The organism is Shinella sp. SUS2 (assembly GCF_001262505.1).
Taxonomy (GTDB): Bacteria; Pseudomonadota; Alphaproteobacteria; order Rhizobiales; family Rhizobiaceae; genus Shinella.
The window spans coordinates 347,031-364,650 of sequence record NZ_KQ410725.1; the positions used below are offsets into that span (position 1 = coordinate 347,031).

Sequence of the window (17,620 nt, forward strand, 5' to 3'; positions counted from 1 at the left end):
TGAACACCGCTTGCCGCGACGACGCGCGCGGCAAGCGCCTCGTTACCAGCCCCGCTTTCCGGCGATCAGCAGCCACAGGAAAAAGGGCGCGCCGACGGTTGCCGTCAGGATACCGAGCGGCACCTCGATGTCCGCGATGGAGCGCGCCAGCATGTCGACGACGAGGAGATAGGCCGCGCCGAAGAGCATGGCGGCCGGCAGCAGGCGCCGGAAATCCGGCCCGACGAGCATGCGGGCGATATGCGGGATGACGAGGCCGATCCAGCCGATGATGCCGGTCACGGAGACCGTCGCGGCCGTCACCAGCGTCGCACCGGCGATAAGGGCGATGCGCGTCTTCACCGTATCGATGCCCAGCGTGCGCGCCTCCTCCTCGCCGAGCGTCAGGATGTTCATCCGCCAGCGCAGCAGCAGCAGCGGCACGAGGCCGAGGACGACGGCGGGCAGGATGGAGAGCACGTCGAAGCGGGTGATCGCCGTCATGCTGCCGAGCAGCCAATAGGTGATGGCCGGGAGCTGGTCGTAGGGGTCGGCCAAGACCTTGATCAGCGAAATGCCGGCGCCGATCAGCGCTTGGATGGCGATGCCGGCAAGCACCAGCGTCAGCACCGGATCGCGCTCGCGCACCAGCGCGCCGATACCGGTGACGACAAACACCGCCATGAGCCCGCCGGCAAAAGCGGCGAGCTGGATGGCGAGCACAGGCAGGGAGAGGAAGATGCCGAGTACCGCCCCGAGACTGGCGCCGACCGAGACGCCGAGCAGGTCCGGCGAGACGAGCGGATTGCGGAACAGGCCCTGATAGGTCGCGCCCGCCGCCGCCAGTCCCGCGCCGACGACGACGGCCGCCATGACGCGCGGCAGGCGCACGTTCCAGAGGACGGTGGCGAGCAGCGGATCTGTCGTCTCGCCCGTCACGAGCTGCCTGAGGGCGGTAAAAAGCGGCTGCGGCCCGTCGCCGTATTTGCCGACCATCATCGAGAGGGCCGCCAACCCAACGAGGCCGGCAAGACCGAGCATCACGGCAAGCCGGCCCGGTGGGGCAGCGCGTAGCCGCATCTACTTCGCCGCACCTTTCAGCAGCGTTGCAATCTGCTCGTCGCTGAGCTCCACCTGGTAGAACAGCTTGAAGAAGGTACGCACCTCCTCATCGAGCGCCGCGGGAAACGCGTCCGGATAGAGCGTGTGTTCCAGCCAGGCGATGCCGATCAGGCGATTGATGCCGGGCGGCGAATCGATCCAGCCGAAGGGTAGCGTCGGCGTTGCATGGATGCGGCCGGCCTTCACCGCCTCCAGCCCCGCCCAGAGCGGGTCGTCCTTCAGGGTTTTCGCAAATTTCGGCAAGGCGGCGAGAATGACGTCCGGCTTCCAGGATAGGATCTGTTCCAGCGAGACCTGGGTGAGGCCGCCCTTGCCCGCAGCCGCCGCGACATTGCGGGCGCCGACCGCTTCGAGGATCTCCATGTTGATCGAGCCGGCAAGGCCCGTCTCCAGCCCTTCCGCGCCGCGGCCGTAGTAGACGGCGGGGCGCTTGTCCTCAGGAATGTCGGCAAGACCCTTTTCCAGCGCGGCCAGCCTCTCATCGGCATAGGCGGCAAGCGTCTCCGCCCGCGCCGCGACGCCGAGTATCGCCCCGGTCTCGCGCAGCATCGCGCCGGTTCGGGCAAAGGCACCGTCGACAAGCACATAGGGTATGCCGGTCTGCGCCTGCACCTTGTCGGCAAGCGAGGCATAGGTCGGGTTCACCGTGCCGACATCGATGATGATGTCAGGCTTTGCCGCCAGCACCGCCTCGATATTGGCCGTGCCACCCTTGCCGGTGAGCTGGCCGAACGTGGGAAGGTCCCGGGTCGCCGGCAGCAGAAAGACCTTTTCCTCCGCCTTCGGCTCGCGCACCCAGCCGGCGAGCTTTTCCGGCGCCAGCACATAGACCAGCACCGAGGCCGGTGGGCCTGCGGCGAGCACCCGCTCCACCTTGTCGGGAATGTCCACGACGCGCCCGGCCGCATCGGTGATCGAACGCGCCGCAGCGGGCAAGGCCGAGAGGAACAGGGCAAAAAGAACGACAAGGCAGCGCAAGGCCGGCATGAATCTCTCCCACGATATATTTTGAGGGATATATCCGTGCTTTGCATCGACATGGCAACAGGCAGGAGCGCCGATCAGCCGGGAAATCCCTGCCAGACCGGCAGCGTGTCGACATTCTCCCCCGCGTCGATCATCCCCTCCCCGGGTTCGAGAACAATCATGACATCCGCAAGCGCGAGATGGCGCAAGCTTGCGGATCCGCCATAGGGTAGCGGCTCCACGGCCGTTGCGCGGCTCCTGGAATCGAGCCGGAGCCGCCCCAAATGCACCTCGATCCGCCCGGCGGATCTTGCGAGCGGGCGATCGACCGGCAGGCGCAGGACGCTGGCATTTAACGGCCGCCCCTCCAGCCGCGCGAGAACCGCCCGGCCGAGAAGTGCGAAGCCGACAGCCGCAGCCAGCGGGTTTCCCGGCAGGAGCAGGATCGGGCAGTCATCGATATCGCCGAAGCCGACCGGCTTGCCCGGCCGCATGTCCAGCTTCCAGAACTCGAGGAAGCCGCGACGGGAAACAACCCTCGCCAGATGATCGGCAAAGCCGACGGACGCGCCGCCTGACGAGATCAGAAGGTCGTGATCCGCCGCCGCCTCGACGAGACGTTCAAGGATCACCTCCGGATCGTCATGCGCCATGCCGAGATCCGTCACCGCGGCGCCGGCTGCAAGCAGCATATGCGACAGCATCGGACGATTGCTGTCAAAAACCTGGCCAGCCGCCAGCGAACCGGGACTGTCCACCAGTTCGTCACCGGTGGACAGCAGCGCCACCTTCGGCCGCGGCGCCACCAGCACGGAGCGTAGACCGAGGGCAGCAAGCAGCGCCATCTGGCCGGGGCCGATGCGTGCACCCGCCTCAAGCAGAGTATCACCCCGCGAAACGTCCTCGCCGACGCGGCGGATATGCGGCTTGGTTCCGTCCCGGACACGAAGGCGCACCTCGCCACCCTTGATCTCCGCAGCCTCCTGCACGACGATGCGGTCGGCGCCGGGCGGAACCGGCGCACCCGTCATGATGCGCACCGCCTCGCCGGGGCACAGCGCCGGCACGACAATCTGGCCCGCGGTGATCGTCTGCACGATCCTGAGAACCGCAGTTCCGTCCGGGCCAATATCGGACGAGCGGATGGCAAAACCGTCCATCGCGGCATTATCGAAGCGCGGCAGGCAGGTGGATGCGACGATATCCTCGGCAAGGACATGGCCGAAGGCTGCGGAGAGCGCCATGCGCACCGGCGGAAGCGGTGTTTCGATGTAGCCGGCTATGAAAGCCAGCGCATCCCGGAGCGATTTCGGCACCTCCTCGTTCATCGCCGCGCCCGTCCCCTATGCCTTGACGTAGACGAAAGCGTGCCGGCCCGATTTCAGGAAGACCTGGACCCGCTTGTAATCCGAGACTTCATAGGCGTCCGCCGCGGCGAGTTCCTTTGCGGTGATGCGGAGGACCTTGCCCGGCACCTCGTCCTCCGCCTTCTCCGAGGGAACGACGATCAGATGAAAGCGCTCGCCGCTCTTGCGCAACACCTCCGGATCGGTGATCTCGACCTTGTCCGTGCGATAGCCCGTCATCGCATCGTCCTCGCCATCCAGCAGGCGGCCGAAGGACGAGAGCTGAACGCTTGCCAACCGGAGCGTGCCGTAGGAAAACAAGAGGATATCGGCGGGTTCGGTCATTCAAGGGTCCTTTGCACGGCAGGGCGTTCCGGGCGCCGGAAGCGTCCTTCCGTCGACAAGACGGCCACCTCCGGCCCTCCGGCGGCACGATGTATTTTCAAAGATATAGCGACGGCCATGCTTCTACAAACCGAATCCTCTCTCCATAGCCGAACGGACGATCGCCGCCCATGATCATTCGCCCTCGCCCCAGCCTGCTCATGCTGTTCTTCGTTCTGAAGGGGTCGGTGATCCTGCGCACATGGCCGCAGCTCGCCGCAGTCGGCGTGCTCTCCGCCGCCGTCGTCACCGCACACCGCTATGCGCCAAACCTCGTTCCCGGCGTCAATCCTGCGCCCCTGACACTGATCGGCATCGCCCTCTCCATTTTCCTCAGCTTTCGCAACAGCGCCTGCTACGATCGCTGGTGGGAAGCACGCAAGCTCTGGGGGCAGATCCTTCACACCGCCCGCGATATCGCGCGGCAGACGGTCGTGCTCGACGACGGCTCCGGCACACCGTCGCAGGAGCGGCGGGAGATCCTCGCCGCGATCATCGCCTTCGGCCACGCTGCCGTCCGGCAACTGCGCCGGGAAACGACCAGCCAGGCGACAGGCGAGGCCGCGCTGCCCGCCCATCCGGCGGACGCGATCCTGCACAGCGTGGCGGCATTGATCGGCCGCATGCTGCGCCAGAACCGCCTCGCGCCCGTCGAGGCCCTTGCCCTCAACGAAAGCCTCGGGCGACTGACGCAGGCGCTGGTCGGTTGCGAACGCCTCGCCAACACGCCTCTGCCCTTCGCCTATACCCTGCTCCTGCACCGCACCGCCTATCTCTTCTGCTTCATCCTGCCCTTCGGTTTCGCCGACATGCTGGGCTGGGCGACGCCGCTCGCCGTCATGCTCGTCGCCTATACGTTCTTCGGCCTCGATGCGCTCGGCGAGGAACTGGAAGAGCCTTTTGGCCTGATGCCGAACGACCTGCCGATCTCGGCCTATGCCACGACGATCGAAACCCATCTGCGCTCCGCACTCGGCGAAACCGACCTGCCGCCCATGCCCGTCCCGGTCGACTACGTCCTCACCTGAGGCCAGGCGCTCCCGGTTCGCGAGGCGATCGGGCAGAGACGCGCAACGCGCCCTCTTCCCTATCGTTATATTTCGTGAAATATAACGATAGGGATAATCCACGGGGCGGCGCCTTTAAGCGGCGAAACACCGGCCGAAGGGTCCCCTGATGAAAGAGGCCGACGGATACCATGCAGGAAGAAATTCGCATCGCTGTCGCCCTCGTCGTTCGCGAAAACGGCGAGACGCTCCTGCTGCGCAAGCGCGGCATGCCCCTGTTCATGCAGGCGGGCGGCACCATACGGGATGGGGAAGCGCCCAAGGCGGCCCTAGCCCGCCGGCTGCATGCGGAGCTCGGCCTTGTCATCCCGCCCTCGCGGATGGCACCCTTCGGCTGCTTCGAAGCCGAGGCGGCCGATGCGCCGGACCACCTCATCATCGCCTATGTGTTTCTGGTCAGGTTGCAGGATGAAACGGTCGCACCGACGACGGAGATCGACGAGGCGATATGGACCCCGGTCCAGGACACCCCCGCCCTGCCGCTCGCCCCGCTGACGCGCAACTACATCCTGACCCTCTATTGGCAGATGCAGTTTGGCACCGACCTCCCGGAGAGGTTCGACCCAAAACCGATCCCCGCCCAGACCCGCGCCGGCCAGCAATACGCCTGAAAAGGACGCAGCAGAACAGGCCCAGCCAACACCTTCAGCAGCGAGCACCTGCACGGCAGAAAACGTCCCGGACCAGCGGAGAGGCCCCTAGGGCCTAGTTTATGTTTTACAGGAAGAAATCAGCGCAACCATTTCTCTCTTAAGAGAAAAATGGTGGGTGATCACGGGCTCGAACCGTGGACCCGCTGATTAAGAGTCAGCTGCTCTACCAACTGAGCTAATCACCCACTTGACCGCTCCAGCGGTCTGACCGGGCGTATAAAGGCGTTCGCGGAGCTTGTCTATAGCCATCCCGAAAAAAGATGCGTCTGCGGATAAATTTCTTCCGCACCGCAAAATATCCGTCACAAATCCAGCGTTCCCCACGCGATGCGAACCGCCTCGCCGCCGATGCGCGCGCCGGCGATCGCCCCGCCCGCAATATCGAGGTGCAGGTGAATGAACGAGGGACGGCCCATTTCGACACCCTGTTCGATCAGCAGCGGATGGTGGCCGTCCACCAGCTTGTCGAAGAAGTGGATGGCACCGGACATGGCGGCGACCGCGGCGCCCGTCGCCGGGTCCTCGGCGATGCCCATATCGGGCGCGAACATGCGGGTATGGAAGCGCGCGAGATGATTGACGCCGCCGCGGCAATAAAGATAGGCCGAGGCAAGCCGCCCTTCCGCGAAGGGCGCACAGCGCTCCCAGAGCGTCGGATCGAACTCGACCGCCGCGGCGGCCGCAAGATCGTGCACCGGGATCATCACGAAGGCGACGCCGGCACTCCACAGCGAGGGAACGTGATTCTCGAAGCCGATCTGGCCGGGTTTCAGGCTGAACGCATCGGCGAGCGCCTGCCGGTCGAACGTCGCCTCCAGACGTGCCGCCTTGCGCGGCAGGTCGAATTCGGCGAAGGCCGCCTTCTGGATGCCGAGCTTCACCGCGCAGCGCACCGGGCCGACATTCTCCTCCAGCACGCTGACGAGATCACGCGGGCCGGCCTCGCCGCCCTCGCCCGCCTCGGCAATGGCGATTGCCGCGCCGACCGTCGGATGGCCGGCAAACGGCAGCTCCCGGCCCGGCGTGAAAATGCGCAGGCGCGCGCTGTGCGCCGGGTTTTCCGGTGTCTTCACGAAGACGGTCTCGGAAAGATTGAACTCGCCGGCAATGCGCTGCATCGTGCCGTCGTCGAGATCATCGGCATCGAAGACGACGGCCAGCGGATTGCCCGCAAGCCGCGTGTCGGTGAAGACGTCATAGATGGCGTAGCGACGGGGCAAGGTATTCTCCCTGTTCAGTTTTTGCCCGAAGGCATTGTGCTAGAATTGCCCGAGGCACAGGCAGCGGGCAAGGGAAAATCATGCCATGCGCGCCGCTGGGACTTTCTGCTTCCCGCACGCCCGGGCGCCTACAGATCGAGCGTCATCACGACGGGGCAATGGTCCGAGGCCTTCGGCCGGTCCCAGCCGACGCGCGGATACCGTTCCACCTCTTGCCCCGGCGGGAAGGGTGTTCGAAAAGGTTGGCCGGCGCGGATGATTTCGGGCATGCGCTGTGCATTGCGCTCGGCCAGCGAGGGCGAAAGCCAGATATAGTCGAGCTGGCAGAGGTGGCGCTCCTCCGGCCCCCGGCTGTGATAGAGCGTCCAGCGATCGTCCACCGGCCGGCGCAGCATCGGGTTGACGGCAAAACCATCCACCGTGAAGGCGTCAAGCGCGCTCACCGGCTCCCTGCGGGGGATAAAACGATAGCCGTTGCGCTTGTCGCCCTCGACCGCCAGCTTCTCCTGATAGTCGTTCATGTCGCCGCAGATCGCGAAGGCCTTGTCCGCCGTGTGGCCGGCACCGAAGCGTTTCTCGATGATCCGGCGCACCGCCCGCACCTCGGCCATGCGCACCGGCATGGTCGATTGGCGCCCGTCGATACCGTCCCTGCTCGACCCCATCGACTTGAAATGCACCACATAGAGCGTCAGCGGCCGGCCGCCAATGCGCAGGTCCATCTCCAGGCAATCACGCTTGAAGATCCTGTCATCCGGATTGTGACCCTGCCCGAGATCCGGCGTGTAGAGGTCGAAATCGCGATAGGTGACCGCCGCATGGCTGCGAATATCGACACATTCGATGCGCTGGCCGTCACGCGTCTCCTCACGCATCAGCACGGACACGTCGATGCCCCGGCTGTCATTGCCCTCGATCAGGTATTTCTGCCGATAGCCATTGCCGACCATGCGGAAGAGATAGCCGTATTCGAACGCCTGCAGAGCCGCCATGTTGTCGGTTTCCTGCAGGCAGAGAATGTCGGCATCCGCGTCTGCGATGGCGAGCGCCGAATGCTGACGGGCATCGTCGGTATGCGCGATGGTGCGCGCCTCCTCCAGCCGCTGGTATTCCGCCTCGTTGCGGATGTCGAAGAGGCGCAGCACGCGGTCCTGGCGAAGCTGGTTGCGAAAACCCGTGAAATCGAAACGGGTCATGAGGTTTTCGATGTTGAACGTGGCGAGGCGCAGCGACATGGGGGCTTTCGAGGTTTTCCGGCAATGCCGGGCAAGTGTAACCGGCTGACCGGCAATGGAAAGCCGCTTTTCGTCGCTCGCGGAATAAACCGGCTTGCCACACCGTTACCCAGTGCGGATGATGCGCATTCCGGTCGCGGGCGGAGGATCGCTCATGGGTGTTGTTTCCTGCACAGTACGGGCATTCCTGGCCGCCTGGTTCGCGCTGTTCCTCCTTGCCTTTTCGCCCGCCGGCGCCGCGGAAAGCTACATTACCGGCCCCGGCGAAGCCGCCCGCGCGGCAGGGCGGGTCGCCGAAGCGCTCGGCAAGACGCCGCGGGTGCACACGATCCGAATCACCGAAAAGGAAGTGAACCTCGTCGTCGAGGGTGCCGGAACCGGCGACGTGGATGAGTGGCGGGTGCGTCAGGCGACCCGCCTCCTCTTCTTCCAGGCCGAGATCGTCGGCGGCCCGTCCGCGCGATCGGCGCCAGCCATGGTGTCCGATCTTGCAAGCGGCCTCTTTCCGCTCGATGCGGTTCCCCTTGCCAAGGCCGACCAGGTCGCCACCCGCGCCATCGGCTATGCCAAGCTCGAAGGCGGCGGCGCGGTGCAGTCGATCGAGATATCGCGGCGCGTGAACCTTCTGCCGACGCCCTCCTATGGCGATATCCGCTGGGCGATCTACGTCGCTTCGCCGCGTGAAAGCGCCACCGTCTATGCGGATGCCGAGGGCACGATCATCGGCGGCGACCTCTCCAACACCAACCGCGCCCGCCAGATGGATTTCTTCAGGGACGAGGACTGGCCGAAGGAGGCCGCGCTGGAAAGCCTCGCCTCCGTCATTGGCAGCAAGCCCACTGTCCGCGATCTGACGGTCTATCCGAAATCCGTGCAGGTGAAGGCCGACCATCCCAGCCTGCCGGAAACCACGGTCGGCTATTCCTGGGACATTTCCGGCGTCACGCGCTCGCCCATCACGTCGCCGATGTTCCCCGGCACATCGGCTCTGCCCGGCTTTTCGATCGGGGATGTCGACCTCTCGAAACTCTCGATGATCCGCGACAAGGCGAAGGCTGCCTGGCAGAACGATAAGTCGACGATGAGTTACATGATGCTGAAGCTCTCGACAGACGGCCCCGGCAAGCCGGAGCTGCGCTGGGTGGTGCATTTCACCGATCTCGGCCAGCCGGGAGAAATGACGCTGTTCAGCGCCAGCGGCACCGTGGAGGTGACCACGGACGGCACCGTGCGCGCCGCCAACCTGCCCGATGCCCGCAAGCCGAAGCGCAACTGGCTGGATCCGGCCACGGCATGGCAGACGCTCGACACGATCGGCGAGCAGTTCGGCAAGAACGCGCGCTTTGCCGAAATCATCATCAGCAAGGATTCGATGAGCCTGCTCGCCGAAGTGCCCGATACGCCCGGCACCATGCGCGACTACAACGCCAACGATCGCGGCATCACCGCCTCGAGCATGATGATGCCGTGGGATGCGGAGTTCCGGCCGGAGCGGCTCTTCCGCATGCAGGACCTCGCCTTCTTCTCCACCGAAAAGCTCCGCGCACTGACAGCCCGCACCTTTACCCGCCTGCAGGTGGGCTCGGAAATGGCCGTGGCGCGCTACACCTTCTCGATCGGCCAGCTGATGTCGCCGGACGGCAGCTTCATGGTGCCTTCGCCGGACGGCAAGGTAACGCTGGAAATCCGGCTGGAGGCGGCCGATGGCTGGAAGGGTGGACGCATCACCTATTCCTCGACCGGCGAGGAAATCGACATCGTGATGCCGTAGGCCTGCACGCCCTCACAAGGTCGTCAGCAGCAGGCTGGTCTCCGATTTCGAAACGCCATCCATCGCGCGGACGCCACGCAGCACGCGCTCGAACTCCACGAGATTGTCCGCGTGGATTTCCGCCACGAGATCCCAGGCGCCGTTGGTCGTGTGCAGCGCCCGGACTTCCGGGAGACCGCGCAGCGCCTGGATGGCGGCCAGCGTCTTCTGGCCGGTGATCTCGATCATCATGATGGCACGCACGGCATGCGGGTCGTCCGCCTCGGTCACGCGCACGGAAAAGCCGGCAATGACCCCGCCGCGCGTCAGCCGCTCCATCCGGTTCTGCACCGTGCCGCGCGAGACCTTCAGCTCTTCCGCGAGAGCGGAAAGCGAGGCGCGCCCATCCTTGCGCAGCAGGGCAAGGAGCTTGCGGTCGATCGTATCCATCACACCTGCCGAATTGTCAGTTTATTCTGTCGAAACGACAATACGACCCGCAATTTTTCCAAAAAATTGCCGTTTCGCCTGCCGTTGTCCTTGGCTAGCCTTGTGCTTCCTTCAATGCAACCGCTTTCGGCAGGTCCCATGACAAACGACACCGCACATGCCATCGCAACCGAGCGAACCCGCGCGCTCTCGCTTCTGATGACCCGCTGGCCGAGCGTGACGGGTTCGCCGGACGAGGCGGATTTTTCGCAGAAGTTGCGGGCGCATCTTGCCGAAACACCCTATTTCAGCCGCCACCCGGAGCAGCTCTTTACCGTGGACAGCCATGGCGAACCGCTGACGCGAAGCGTCGGCGCGCTGGTGCGCGGCAGCGGGCGGCGCACGGTGGTGCTCGCCGGCCATTTCGATACGGTCTCGATCGCCAATTACGGCACGCTCGCGCCGCTCGCCTGCGATCCTGAGCCGCTGACCGAGGCGCTGGTGAAGGAACTCGAAAGCCGGCCGCTGAATGCCGCGGAAACCAAGGCGCTGAAGGATTTCAAAAGCGGCGATTTTATCGCCGGGCGCGGCCTGCTCGACATGAAAAGCGGCCTTGCCACCGGCATCGCAGCGCTGGAGCGCTTTGCCGGATTGGAGATCAAGGAAGGCAACATTCTCTTCGTCGCGACGCCCGACGAGGAGAACCGTTCGCGCGGCATGCGCAGCCTGCGCAACGCGCTGCCGGAGATCAGCCGGCGCTTCGACCTCGATATCGTCGGCGGCATCAATCTCGATGCCTCGAGCTGCGAGCGCGACGGCGAGGAGGGCCGCGCGGTCTATCTCGGTTCGATCGGCAAGTTCGCGCCCTTCGCCTTCGTCATCGGCCGGCCGACCCATGCCGGCTATCCGTTCAACGGCACGAGCGCCCACCGCATCAGCGCCGAGATCGTGCGCGCCATGGACACCGTGCCGGAACTCAGTGACGAGGCCTTCGGCGAGCGCTCGCCGCCACCCGTCTGCCTCGAGGCGCGCGACATCCGCGACGGCTACGACGTCACGACGCCGGACCGCGTCTGGCTCTCCTTCAACTGGCTGACCCACCGGCGCAGCGCCCGCGACATCATCGGCGACTTCCGGACACTCGTTTCCGGCGCGCTGGAGATCGCGCTTCGCACGCAGGACGCCCACGCGGCGCGCTATCGCGGGCGCGACGCGGGCAGGACCGACGGCCTCGTGCTCGACTATGCCGAACTGCAGGAGCGGGTGACGGCGCGCGGCGGCAGTGCGGCGCTCGCCCGGCTGAAAGCCCTCGACGCCTCGCTTGCCGGCAGCACCGATCCCCTGAAGGTCAGCCGCGAGATCGTGTCGGCAGCAGTGACCGAGGCCGGCATCGAGGGCCCGGCGGTGATCATCGGCTTCGGCAGCCTGCATTATCCGCTGGTGCATCTCGACCAGTCCGAGGCCGGCCGCCGGATGCAGGCCCGGCTTCAGCCGGTGATGGAGGAGGCCGCAGCGCGGCACGGCACCTCGATCAAGTTCAAGCAGATCTTTGCCGGCATTTCCGACATGAGCTTCTTCGGCCATCGGCCGGAGGCCGGCGAAACCGGCCTGCTCGCCGCCAACACACCATCGGCGGCCTTTACCGACGATGCGCCGGACGGCCTGATCACCTTCCCGACGGTCAATATCGGCCCGTGGGGACGGGACTATCACCAGAAATGGGAGCGCGTGCATGCACCCTATACGTTCGGGGTCTTGCCGGATCTGGTGTTCGAATCGGCGCTGGCCTGCCTGGAGGAATAGGCCCCTCATCCGGCCTGCCGGCCACCTTCTCCCCGCAAGCGGGGCGAAGGGATATGGAGTGCCGGCTTCCCAACCAATGACCGGTTCGTGGACCACGTCCCCTCTCCCCGTTTACCGGGAGAGGGTTAGGGTGAGGGGCAAACCCTACCGCATCCGAAGCGGATCAGGCCGCAAGCCGCTCGCTGGCGAGCAACCGGCCGAGGCGGGAAATACCTTCCTCGATGGTCGCAGCGTCGGCACAGGAGAAGCTGAGACGCAGCGTGTTCGCGCCGCTGCCATCTGCATGGAAGGCCTGACCGGGCACGAAGGCGACCTTCTCCGTCTCGATGGAACGGGCGAGCAGCTTAGCGCCGTCCATGCCGGCCGGCAGCGTGACCCAGACGAACATGCCGCCTTCCGGCTTCGTCCAGGTGACGCCCTCGGGCATGTATTTCTGCAGGGCGGCGAGCATGGCGTTGCGGCGCGCGCTATAGGCCGCCTTGATCTTCGCAACCTGTGCATCGAAACCGCGCTCGGCGACGTGGGCGATGGCCATCTGGTTGATGGTCGAGGAATGCAGGTCGGCCGCCTGCTTCATCAGAACGAGCTTGCGGATGACGGGCGCTGCGGCGACGATGTAGCCGACGCGCAGGCCAGGCGCGAGCGTCTTGGAGAAGCTGCCGCAATAGATGGTGCGTGCCGCATCGATGCTGCCCTTGCGGGCGATTTCCAGCGCCAGGATCGGCGGGATGGCCTCACCGTCATACCGCAGCGACTGGTAGGCGGCGTCCTCGATGACAGGGATTTCCAGCTCTTCGGCGAGCTCGAGCAGCTTTTCGCGGCCCGCCCGGTCGACCGTCTCGCCGGTCGGGTTGGCGAAATCGGCGGAGAGATAGGCGAACTTCACCCGGCCGCCGGCTTCCGTCGCCGTCGCACGATAGGCCTCCGGCGTGCGGTTGCCGGAAAGGTTCAGCCGGTCGTAGGTCGGCTCATAGGCATTGAAGGCCTGCAGCGCGCCGAGATAGGTCGGCCAGGTGACAAGCGCCGTGTCCTTCGGCGACAGGAAGAGCTTTCCGAGATAATCGAGGCCCTGCTGCGAACCGGAAACGATGAAGACGTTTTCCGCCGAACAGGTGATGCCGATCTTGCCCATCTCACCGGCGAGCCAGTCGCGCAGCGGCTTGTAGCCCTCGCTGACGGAATATTGCAGGCCCGCCGCCGCGCCCTCGCCGGCCAGCACATCGGTGTAGGCGGCGGAGAAGGCTTCCTTCGGAAACAGGGCCGGATCCGGAATGCCACCTGCAAACGAAATGATGTCAGGTCGTTCCAGGAGTTTCAGCAGTTCACGGATTTCGGATGCCTTCATGCGCGACGCACGCGTCGCGAAGGCTTGTTCCCATTTGAACATAGGGGTTTCCTCGGGCTTGTTGTTTGAACCCACCTCATCACGGCGCAGTATTTATGTCAATAATGCTGACCTAAATATTCGCACCAATAGAACATGCCCGCGACCCGAGGTTTCGCGCGGGTCTAATCTGGCCGCAGCATCCCTGCCCCGGCACCCGTTTCAGCGGAACACAACGCTCAGGTGGCGCGGTCGCTGTAAAGGCCGAGCAGGATAAGCATGGCTATACTGCTCAGGATAAAGAGATCGAACCAGGCGAAGTATTGCATGATGGTGGACATCGCATTTTCCTCCCGACAGCGGAACGAAACACGCGCGTATTTTGTTCCTGTTCGCGCCTCGTGGCAAGTTTATTACTTGCTGCGCCGCAAAGAAGGAAAAGGATGCACTGCATTATTTCAGGTTGCCTGAAATAGAAAGCCGGGCGGAAAACCGCCCGGCCGGTATCGTCCTGCCTGAAGCAGAAGCGATTAGTTGACGGTCTTGTCGACCAGCTTGTTCTTGCCGATCCATGGCATCATGCCGCGCAGCTTGGCGCCGACTTCCTCGATCTGGTGCGAGTCGTTGTTGCGGCGGATACCCTTGAAGCGGGCGCCGCCGGCCTTCCATTCCTGCATCCACTCGGAGGTGAACTTGCCGGTCTGGATGTCGGCGAGGACGCGCTTCATCTCGGCCTTGGTCTCGGCGGTGATGATGCGCGGGCCCGTGACGTATTCGCCCCACTCGGCCGTGTTGGAGATCGAGTAGTTCATGTTGGCGATGCCGCCTTCATAGATCAGGTCGACGATCAGCTTCACTTCGTGCAGGCACTCGAAATAGGCCATTTCCGGTGCGTAACCGGCTTCGACCAGCGTTTCGAAGCCGGCGCGGATGAGCTCGACGAGACCACCGCACAGAACGACCTGTTCGCCGAAGAGGTCGGTTTCGCACTCTTCCTTGAAGTTGGTCTCGATGATGCCCGAACGGCCGCCGCCAACGCCGCAGGCGTAGGAGAGCGCGAGGTCGAGGGCGTTACCGGAAGCGTTCTGGTGAACGGCGACGAGGCAGGGAACGCCGCCGCCCTTCTGGTATTCGCCGCGAACCGTGTGGCCCGGGCCCTTCGGCGCGATCATGACGACGTCGACCGAAGCCTTCGGCTCGATGAGGCCGAAATGCACGTTCAGGCCGTGTGCGAAGGCGATGGCGGCGCCGTCACGGATGTTGCCGGCGATTTCGCCCTTGTAGATGTCGGCCTGGAGTTCGTCCGGGGTCGCCATCATCAGGAGGTCGGCCCACTTTGCGGCTTCGGCGACGGTCATGACCTTGAAGCCGTCGGCTTCGGCCTTCTTGATGGTCGGCGAGCCGGCCTTGAGGGCGATCACGAGGTTCTTCGCGCCGGAATCCTTGAGATTCAGGGCGTGCGCACGGCCCTGCGAGCCGTAGCCGACGACGGCGACGTTCTTCGCCTTGATGAGGTTGAGATCGGCATCACGATCGTAATAGACGCGCATGGATGGTTCCTTCCCTTAGCTAGTCTGTTTCCATTGAACCGGCGGGTTCGCCTGCCGGCTTATCCTTTCACGCCATGAAGCGTCAGGAAGGCATCGACCGCCTTCTCCGCGCGCGGCGAGAATTCCTTTTTGAGCGCTGCGGCATTCTCGCCGAGCAGCATGCGCAGATGCATGTCCGAGACGATCAGGCCGTAGAGCGTGCCGTATGCCTCGTCCGCACTGTCGAAGGCAAGCAGCTTCGCCTTGCGGCCCGCCTCCAGAAGGGCCGCAGCGCGCTTGCTGATCTGCCGGCGGCCGCGCTCCTGCAGGAGGCGGCCGAGACCGGCGCCCTCGCGGCTCGCCTGGCCGATGGCAAGACGGTTCAACGCCAGCGACACATCGCCCGAGAGCACATCGATCAGGTCACGGGCAAAGGCGATGAGATGCGTGCGCAGCGTTTCGGCCGTCAGGGCGCCCGCCCCCACCTCGACCGTACGCACCTTGCCGGCCTGATAGGTGATCATCGCCGAGATCAGCCCGTCGCGATCGCCGAACCACTTGTAGAGGCTCTCTTTCGAACAGTTCGCCGCGCGGGCGACACCGGCCGTCGTCAACGCCCGCTCGCCACCCTCCACCAGCAGGCCGAGCGCACGCTCCAGCACCGCGCCCTGACGTTCCGTCAGTCCCGCGGCCGCAGCCCCCGCCTTTGCCTGCTCGAACACCTGCAAGATATCCACCCGATCGATTGCGTACCGTACCGTACGGTTCTGCGTTTTCTAGCGATCTGCGCGCCGAAGGTCAACAGCCTTCTGACAAAGAAGAAAAGAAGGGTGATTTGCCCTGCCGAATCTCTTTTCAACCGGGCCATGCGACATGCAACAATCGCTGCAACGCACAATGAGATCGAAATTTTCTTTCCGCTATGTCGCTGATTTGAAACATAACTCCCCATCAAACGAGCAAACGGCCCGCCCAGGACAAAATTTTTCGCTTCCCAATCCGTTTCCGCTCGTTAAGATTTGTGAGACCTGCGGTGCAGCAGGGCCGATCGCGTCGCGCATCGGCAAGCCGGCATCCAGGCTTTCAGTCAGGAGTACGACGCCAACCGCCCTTACGCCAAGGAGACAGAAAATGATGAATTTCCTGCCAGACCTTCACGAAGGACATGCTCCCATCACTCTGCAACAGCTGTTCGGCGCCGCCCTTGAAGCGCTCGACGCCTGGGAGGACGAGCGCGCCGAACCGATGGTGATCTACGAGGACCAGATCGTGCCCATCGGCACCGTCTTCGAAAGCATGCGCACGTGCACCGATATCCTGCCGCGCACCCTGGTGGACATCGTTTCCGACACGCTCGCCCGCAATCCGGCAACAGCCGAAGCGGAGATCAGCACGTTCGGCGACGCCGCCCAGTTGGCCGGCGCCCTTGTCGAGCAACGCCGCCTGTGCGGCGAGGCCGCGATCGCCGCCTTCCTCGATCATCACCGGGTCGACAAGCGCCGTCCGGCGTGATTCCCACCGGTCCCGCCAAAGGCGGGACTTTTTCTTGCATGGGCCGATCAACACGCGAATAAGAGGCAGGCGCTGCGCGTTATAGCTGCGCCTGCTCTCCTGCGACGGATCCGCCCCATGCTTCGTCTCCTTGCCTCAGCTCTGCTTCTCTCCACCCTGTCGGCTCACGCCGCCGAGGAGCCACCCTATGTCGGCACCTGGGATTGTGAGGTCTCGACCTTCACCTTCACCGCCGAAACCTATGATTCCGGCGAAGGACCGATGCCGATCCTGAAAAGCGAACAGGACGGCGGCGCCTACACGCTGACCTTCGCCGACGACTACCGCATCGGCCTAGCCAACATCACCGCCAGCGAGATGGACTGGGCCTCCGAGGCCAGCGGCGACACGTTCCATTGCAAGAAAATCAAGAATTGAGGATGCGACGATGAAGAAGCCGATCCTTTGCACCCTGCTCGCCCTGCTGGCCACCGCCCCTCTTGCCCAGGCAGCCGAGACCCGCTGCGGCTGGCTGCAGAACCCGACCCCCGCCAACTGGTGGCTGGACGACAGTGAGGGAACCTGGACGCTCATGACGCAGGGTGCCGGCGACGAGCCTGCCGGTTTCGACCGGATTCCCGACATTTCCGCCGGCGACTATGTGCGAACCAACGGCAACTACGGTTATGCCTGCGCCTGCATGAAGGTGGAGACCGACGCCTCCGAAGGCCGGATCGTCGCCATTCACAGCTTCCGGCAGCTGCCGATTTCACAATGCTCGAACGATACGGCGCTGCCGGCGGCCGAATGAAAACCATAGGCGATCCGGCCCGCACACATCTTGACCCGGAACGCCGAACCACCTATTTCTCTCGCATCGAGATTTGAACGTTGACTTCTGCATTTGCAGGCGCTCGCGCCTGCAGTTACGAACCTACCCTTCAAATTCGACCTCCCATGGTCGCCATCCCGGCGGCCGAAGATTGATTTGACGGCTTAGGAAAGGTTTCGTCATGGCAACTGGTACCGTAAAATGGTTCAACACGACCAAGGGTTACGGCTTCATTCAGCAGGACAGCGGTGAGCCGGACGTTTTCGTCCACATCTCCGCCGTTCAGCGCGCTGGCCTCGCAGCGCTCAACGAAGGTCAGAAGGTCAGCTTCGAGCTGATCCGCGACCGTAAGTCCGGCAAGATGTCGGCTGACCAGCTCGTCGCAGCCTGATAGGCCGCTACAGCATTGGAATTGGAAAGGCCGGAGCAATCCGGCCTTTTTTGCATCTGCTCTCCAGCTCTCCCAGGCGACCACACAAATTACTTGACA

18 protein-coding genes and 1 tRNA gene are annotated in these 17,620 nt (G+C 64.3%); 8 read left to right on the top strand and 11 right to left on the bottom strand.

The annotated features are described in order from the left end of the window. Nucleotides 1-42 precede the first annotated feature (42 nt). From AKG11_RS34455 to AKG11_RS06805, 4 genes are all read right to left on the bottom strand, one after another. On the bottom strand, nucleotides 43-1,059 hold the full coding sequence (locus AKG11_RS34455; protein WP_050743361.1) for a FecCD family ABC transporter permease: 1,017 nt from the start codon (nucleotides 1,057-1,059) through the stop codon (nucleotides 43-45). Next, on the bottom strand, nucleotides 1,060-2,088 hold the full coding sequence (locus tag AKG11_RS34460; RefSeq protein ID WP_050743362.1) for an iron ABC transporter substrate-binding protein: 1,029 nt from the start codon (nucleotides 2,086-2,088) through the stop codon (nucleotides 1,060-1,062). It lies immediately after the preceding gene. A 74-nt stretch (nucleotides 2,089-2,162) separates the two neighbouring features. After that, nucleotides 2,163-3,395 carry a molybdopterin molybdotransferase MoeA gene (gene glp, locus AKG11_RS06800; protein WP_050743363.1) on the bottom strand — a complete coding sequence of 411 codons (1,233 nt, stop codon included), beginning with the start codon at nucleotides 3,393-3,395 and terminating at the stop codon, nucleotides 2,163-2,165. Nucleotides 3,396-3,410: 15 nt separating this feature from the next. Further along, complete coding sequence (locus AKG11_RS06805) at nucleotides 3,411-3,758, bottom strand: gamma-glutamylcyclotransferase family protein (protein WP_050743364.1); 348 nt, start codon at nucleotides 3,756-3,758, stop codon at nucleotides 3,411-3,413. A 170-nt stretch (nucleotides 3,759-3,928) separates the two neighbouring features. Between AKG11_RS06805 and AKG11_RS06810 the strand changes: the two genes are divergently transcribed. After that, on the top strand, nucleotides 3,929-4,825 hold the full coding sequence (locus AKG11_RS06810; protein ID WP_050743365.1) for a bestrophin family protein: 897 nt from the start codon (nucleotides 3,929-3,931) through the stop codon (nucleotides 4,823-4,825). A 170-nt stretch (nucleotides 4,826-4,995) separates the two neighbouring features. Next, nucleotides 4,996-5,475: an NUDIX hydrolase gene (locus AKG11_RS06815; protein WP_082342358.1), complete on the top strand. Its 480-nt coding sequence runs from the start codon at nucleotides 4,996-4,998 to the stop codon at nucleotides 5,473-5,475. 151 nt (nucleotides 5,476-5,626) lie between these two features. Here AKG11_RS06815 and AKG11_RS06820 read toward each other — a convergent pair. From AKG11_RS06820 to AKG11_RS06830, 3 genes are all read right to left on the bottom strand, one after another. Next, nucleotides 5,627-5,702, bottom strand: a tRNA-Lys gene (locus AKG11_RS06820). Between the two features lie 117 nt (nucleotides 5,703-5,819). Beyond that, complete coding sequence (locus AKG11_RS06825) at nucleotides 5,820-6,737, bottom strand: PhzF family phenazine biosynthesis protein (protein ID WP_023515670.1); 918 nt, start codon at nucleotides 6,735-6,737, stop codon at nucleotides 5,820-5,822. Nucleotides 6,738-6,865: 128 nt separating this feature from the next. Then, nucleotides 6,866-7,972, bottom strand: coding sequence for an endonuclease/exonuclease/phosphatase family protein (locus tag AKG11_RS06830; protein WP_050743366.1), 1,107 nt, complete (start codon nucleotides 7,970-7,972; stop codon nucleotides 6,866-6,868). 154 nt (nucleotides 7,973-8,126) lie between these two features. Here AKG11_RS06830 and AKG11_RS06835 point away from each other — a divergent pair, with 154 nt between their 5' ends. Then, on the top strand, nucleotides 8,127-9,743 hold the full coding sequence (locus AKG11_RS06835; protein WP_050743367.1) for a hypothetical protein: 1,617 nt from the start codon (nucleotides 8,127-8,129) through the stop codon (nucleotides 9,741-9,743). Between the two features lie 12 nt (nucleotides 9,744-9,755). On the opposite strand, the gene AKG11_RS06840 is transcribed toward AKG11_RS06835, so the two are convergent. Beyond that, nucleotides 9,756-10,172 carry an Lrp/AsnC family transcriptional regulator gene (locus tag AKG11_RS06840; protein ID WP_050743368.1) on the bottom strand — a complete coding sequence of 139 codons (417 nt, stop codon included), beginning with the start codon at nucleotides 10,170-10,172 and terminating at the stop codon, nucleotides 9,756-9,758. A 138-nt stretch (nucleotides 10,173-10,310) separates the two neighbouring features. Between AKG11_RS06840 and AKG11_RS06845 the strand changes: the two genes are divergently transcribed. Then, a complete protein-coding gene (locus tag AKG11_RS06845) occupies nucleotides 10,311-11,954 on the top strand; it encodes a M20/M25/M40 family metallo-hydrolase (RefSeq protein ID WP_245290215.1) in 1,644 nt (547 codons plus the stop codon). A gap of 163 nt (nucleotides 11,955-12,117) precedes the next feature. On the opposite strand, the gene AKG11_RS06850 is transcribed toward AKG11_RS06845, so the two are convergent. The 3 genes from AKG11_RS06850 to AKG11_RS06860 form a co-directional block, all read right to left on the bottom strand. After that, nucleotides 12,118-13,341: an aminotransferase-like domain-containing protein gene (locus AKG11_RS06850; RefSeq protein WP_023515665.1), complete on the bottom strand. Its 1,224-nt coding sequence runs from the start codon at nucleotides 13,339-13,341 to the stop codon at nucleotides 12,118-12,120. 467 nt (nucleotides 13,342-13,808) lie between these two features. After that, the gene (gene ilvC / locus AKG11_RS06855) at nucleotides 13,809-14,828 is read right to left on the bottom strand and encodes a ketol-acid reductoisomerase (protein WP_023515598.1); all 1,020 of its coding nucleotides are present in this window, start codon (nucleotides 14,826-14,828) and stop codon (nucleotides 13,809-13,811) included. Between the two features lie 59 nt (nucleotides 14,829-14,887). Further along, nucleotides 14,888-15,529, bottom strand: coding sequence for a TetR/AcrR family transcriptional regulator (locus AKG11_RS06860; protein ID WP_245290216.1), 642 nt, complete (start codon nucleotides 15,527-15,529; stop codon nucleotides 14,888-14,890). A gap of 409 nt (nucleotides 15,530-15,938) precedes the next feature. Here AKG11_RS06860 and AKG11_RS06865 point away from each other — a divergent pair, with 409 nt between their 5' ends. The 4 genes from AKG11_RS06865 to AKG11_RS06880 all read left to right on the top strand — a co-directional run bounded on the left by AKG11_RS06865 (nucleotide 15,939) and on the right by AKG11_RS06880 (nucleotide 17,521). Continuing rightward, complete coding sequence (locus tag AKG11_RS06865) at nucleotides 15,939-16,319, top strand: BRA0787 family protein (protein ID WP_050743369.1); 381 nt, start codon at nucleotides 15,939-15,941, stop codon at nucleotides 16,317-16,319. Nucleotides 16,320-16,436: 117 nt separating this feature from the next. After that, the gene (locus AKG11_RS06870; protein ID WP_023514552.1) at nucleotides 16,437-16,736 is read left to right on the top strand and encodes a hypothetical protein; all 300 of its coding nucleotides are present in this window, start codon (nucleotides 16,437-16,439) and stop codon (nucleotides 16,734-16,736) included. A 10-nt stretch (nucleotides 16,737-16,746) separates the two neighbouring features. Next, nucleotides 16,747-17,109: a DUF4087 domain-containing protein gene (locus AKG11_RS06875; RefSeq protein WP_050743370.1), complete on the top strand. Its 363-nt coding sequence runs from the start codon at nucleotides 16,747-16,749 to the stop codon at nucleotides 17,107-17,109. 202 nt (nucleotides 17,110-17,311) lie between these two features. Continuing rightward, entirely contained in the window at nucleotides 17,312-17,521 is a 210-nt protein-coding gene (locus AKG11_RS06880) for a cold-shock protein (RefSeq protein WP_024270543.1), read from the top strand. The last annotated feature ends 99 nt before the right edge of the window (nucleotides 17,522-17,620 follow it).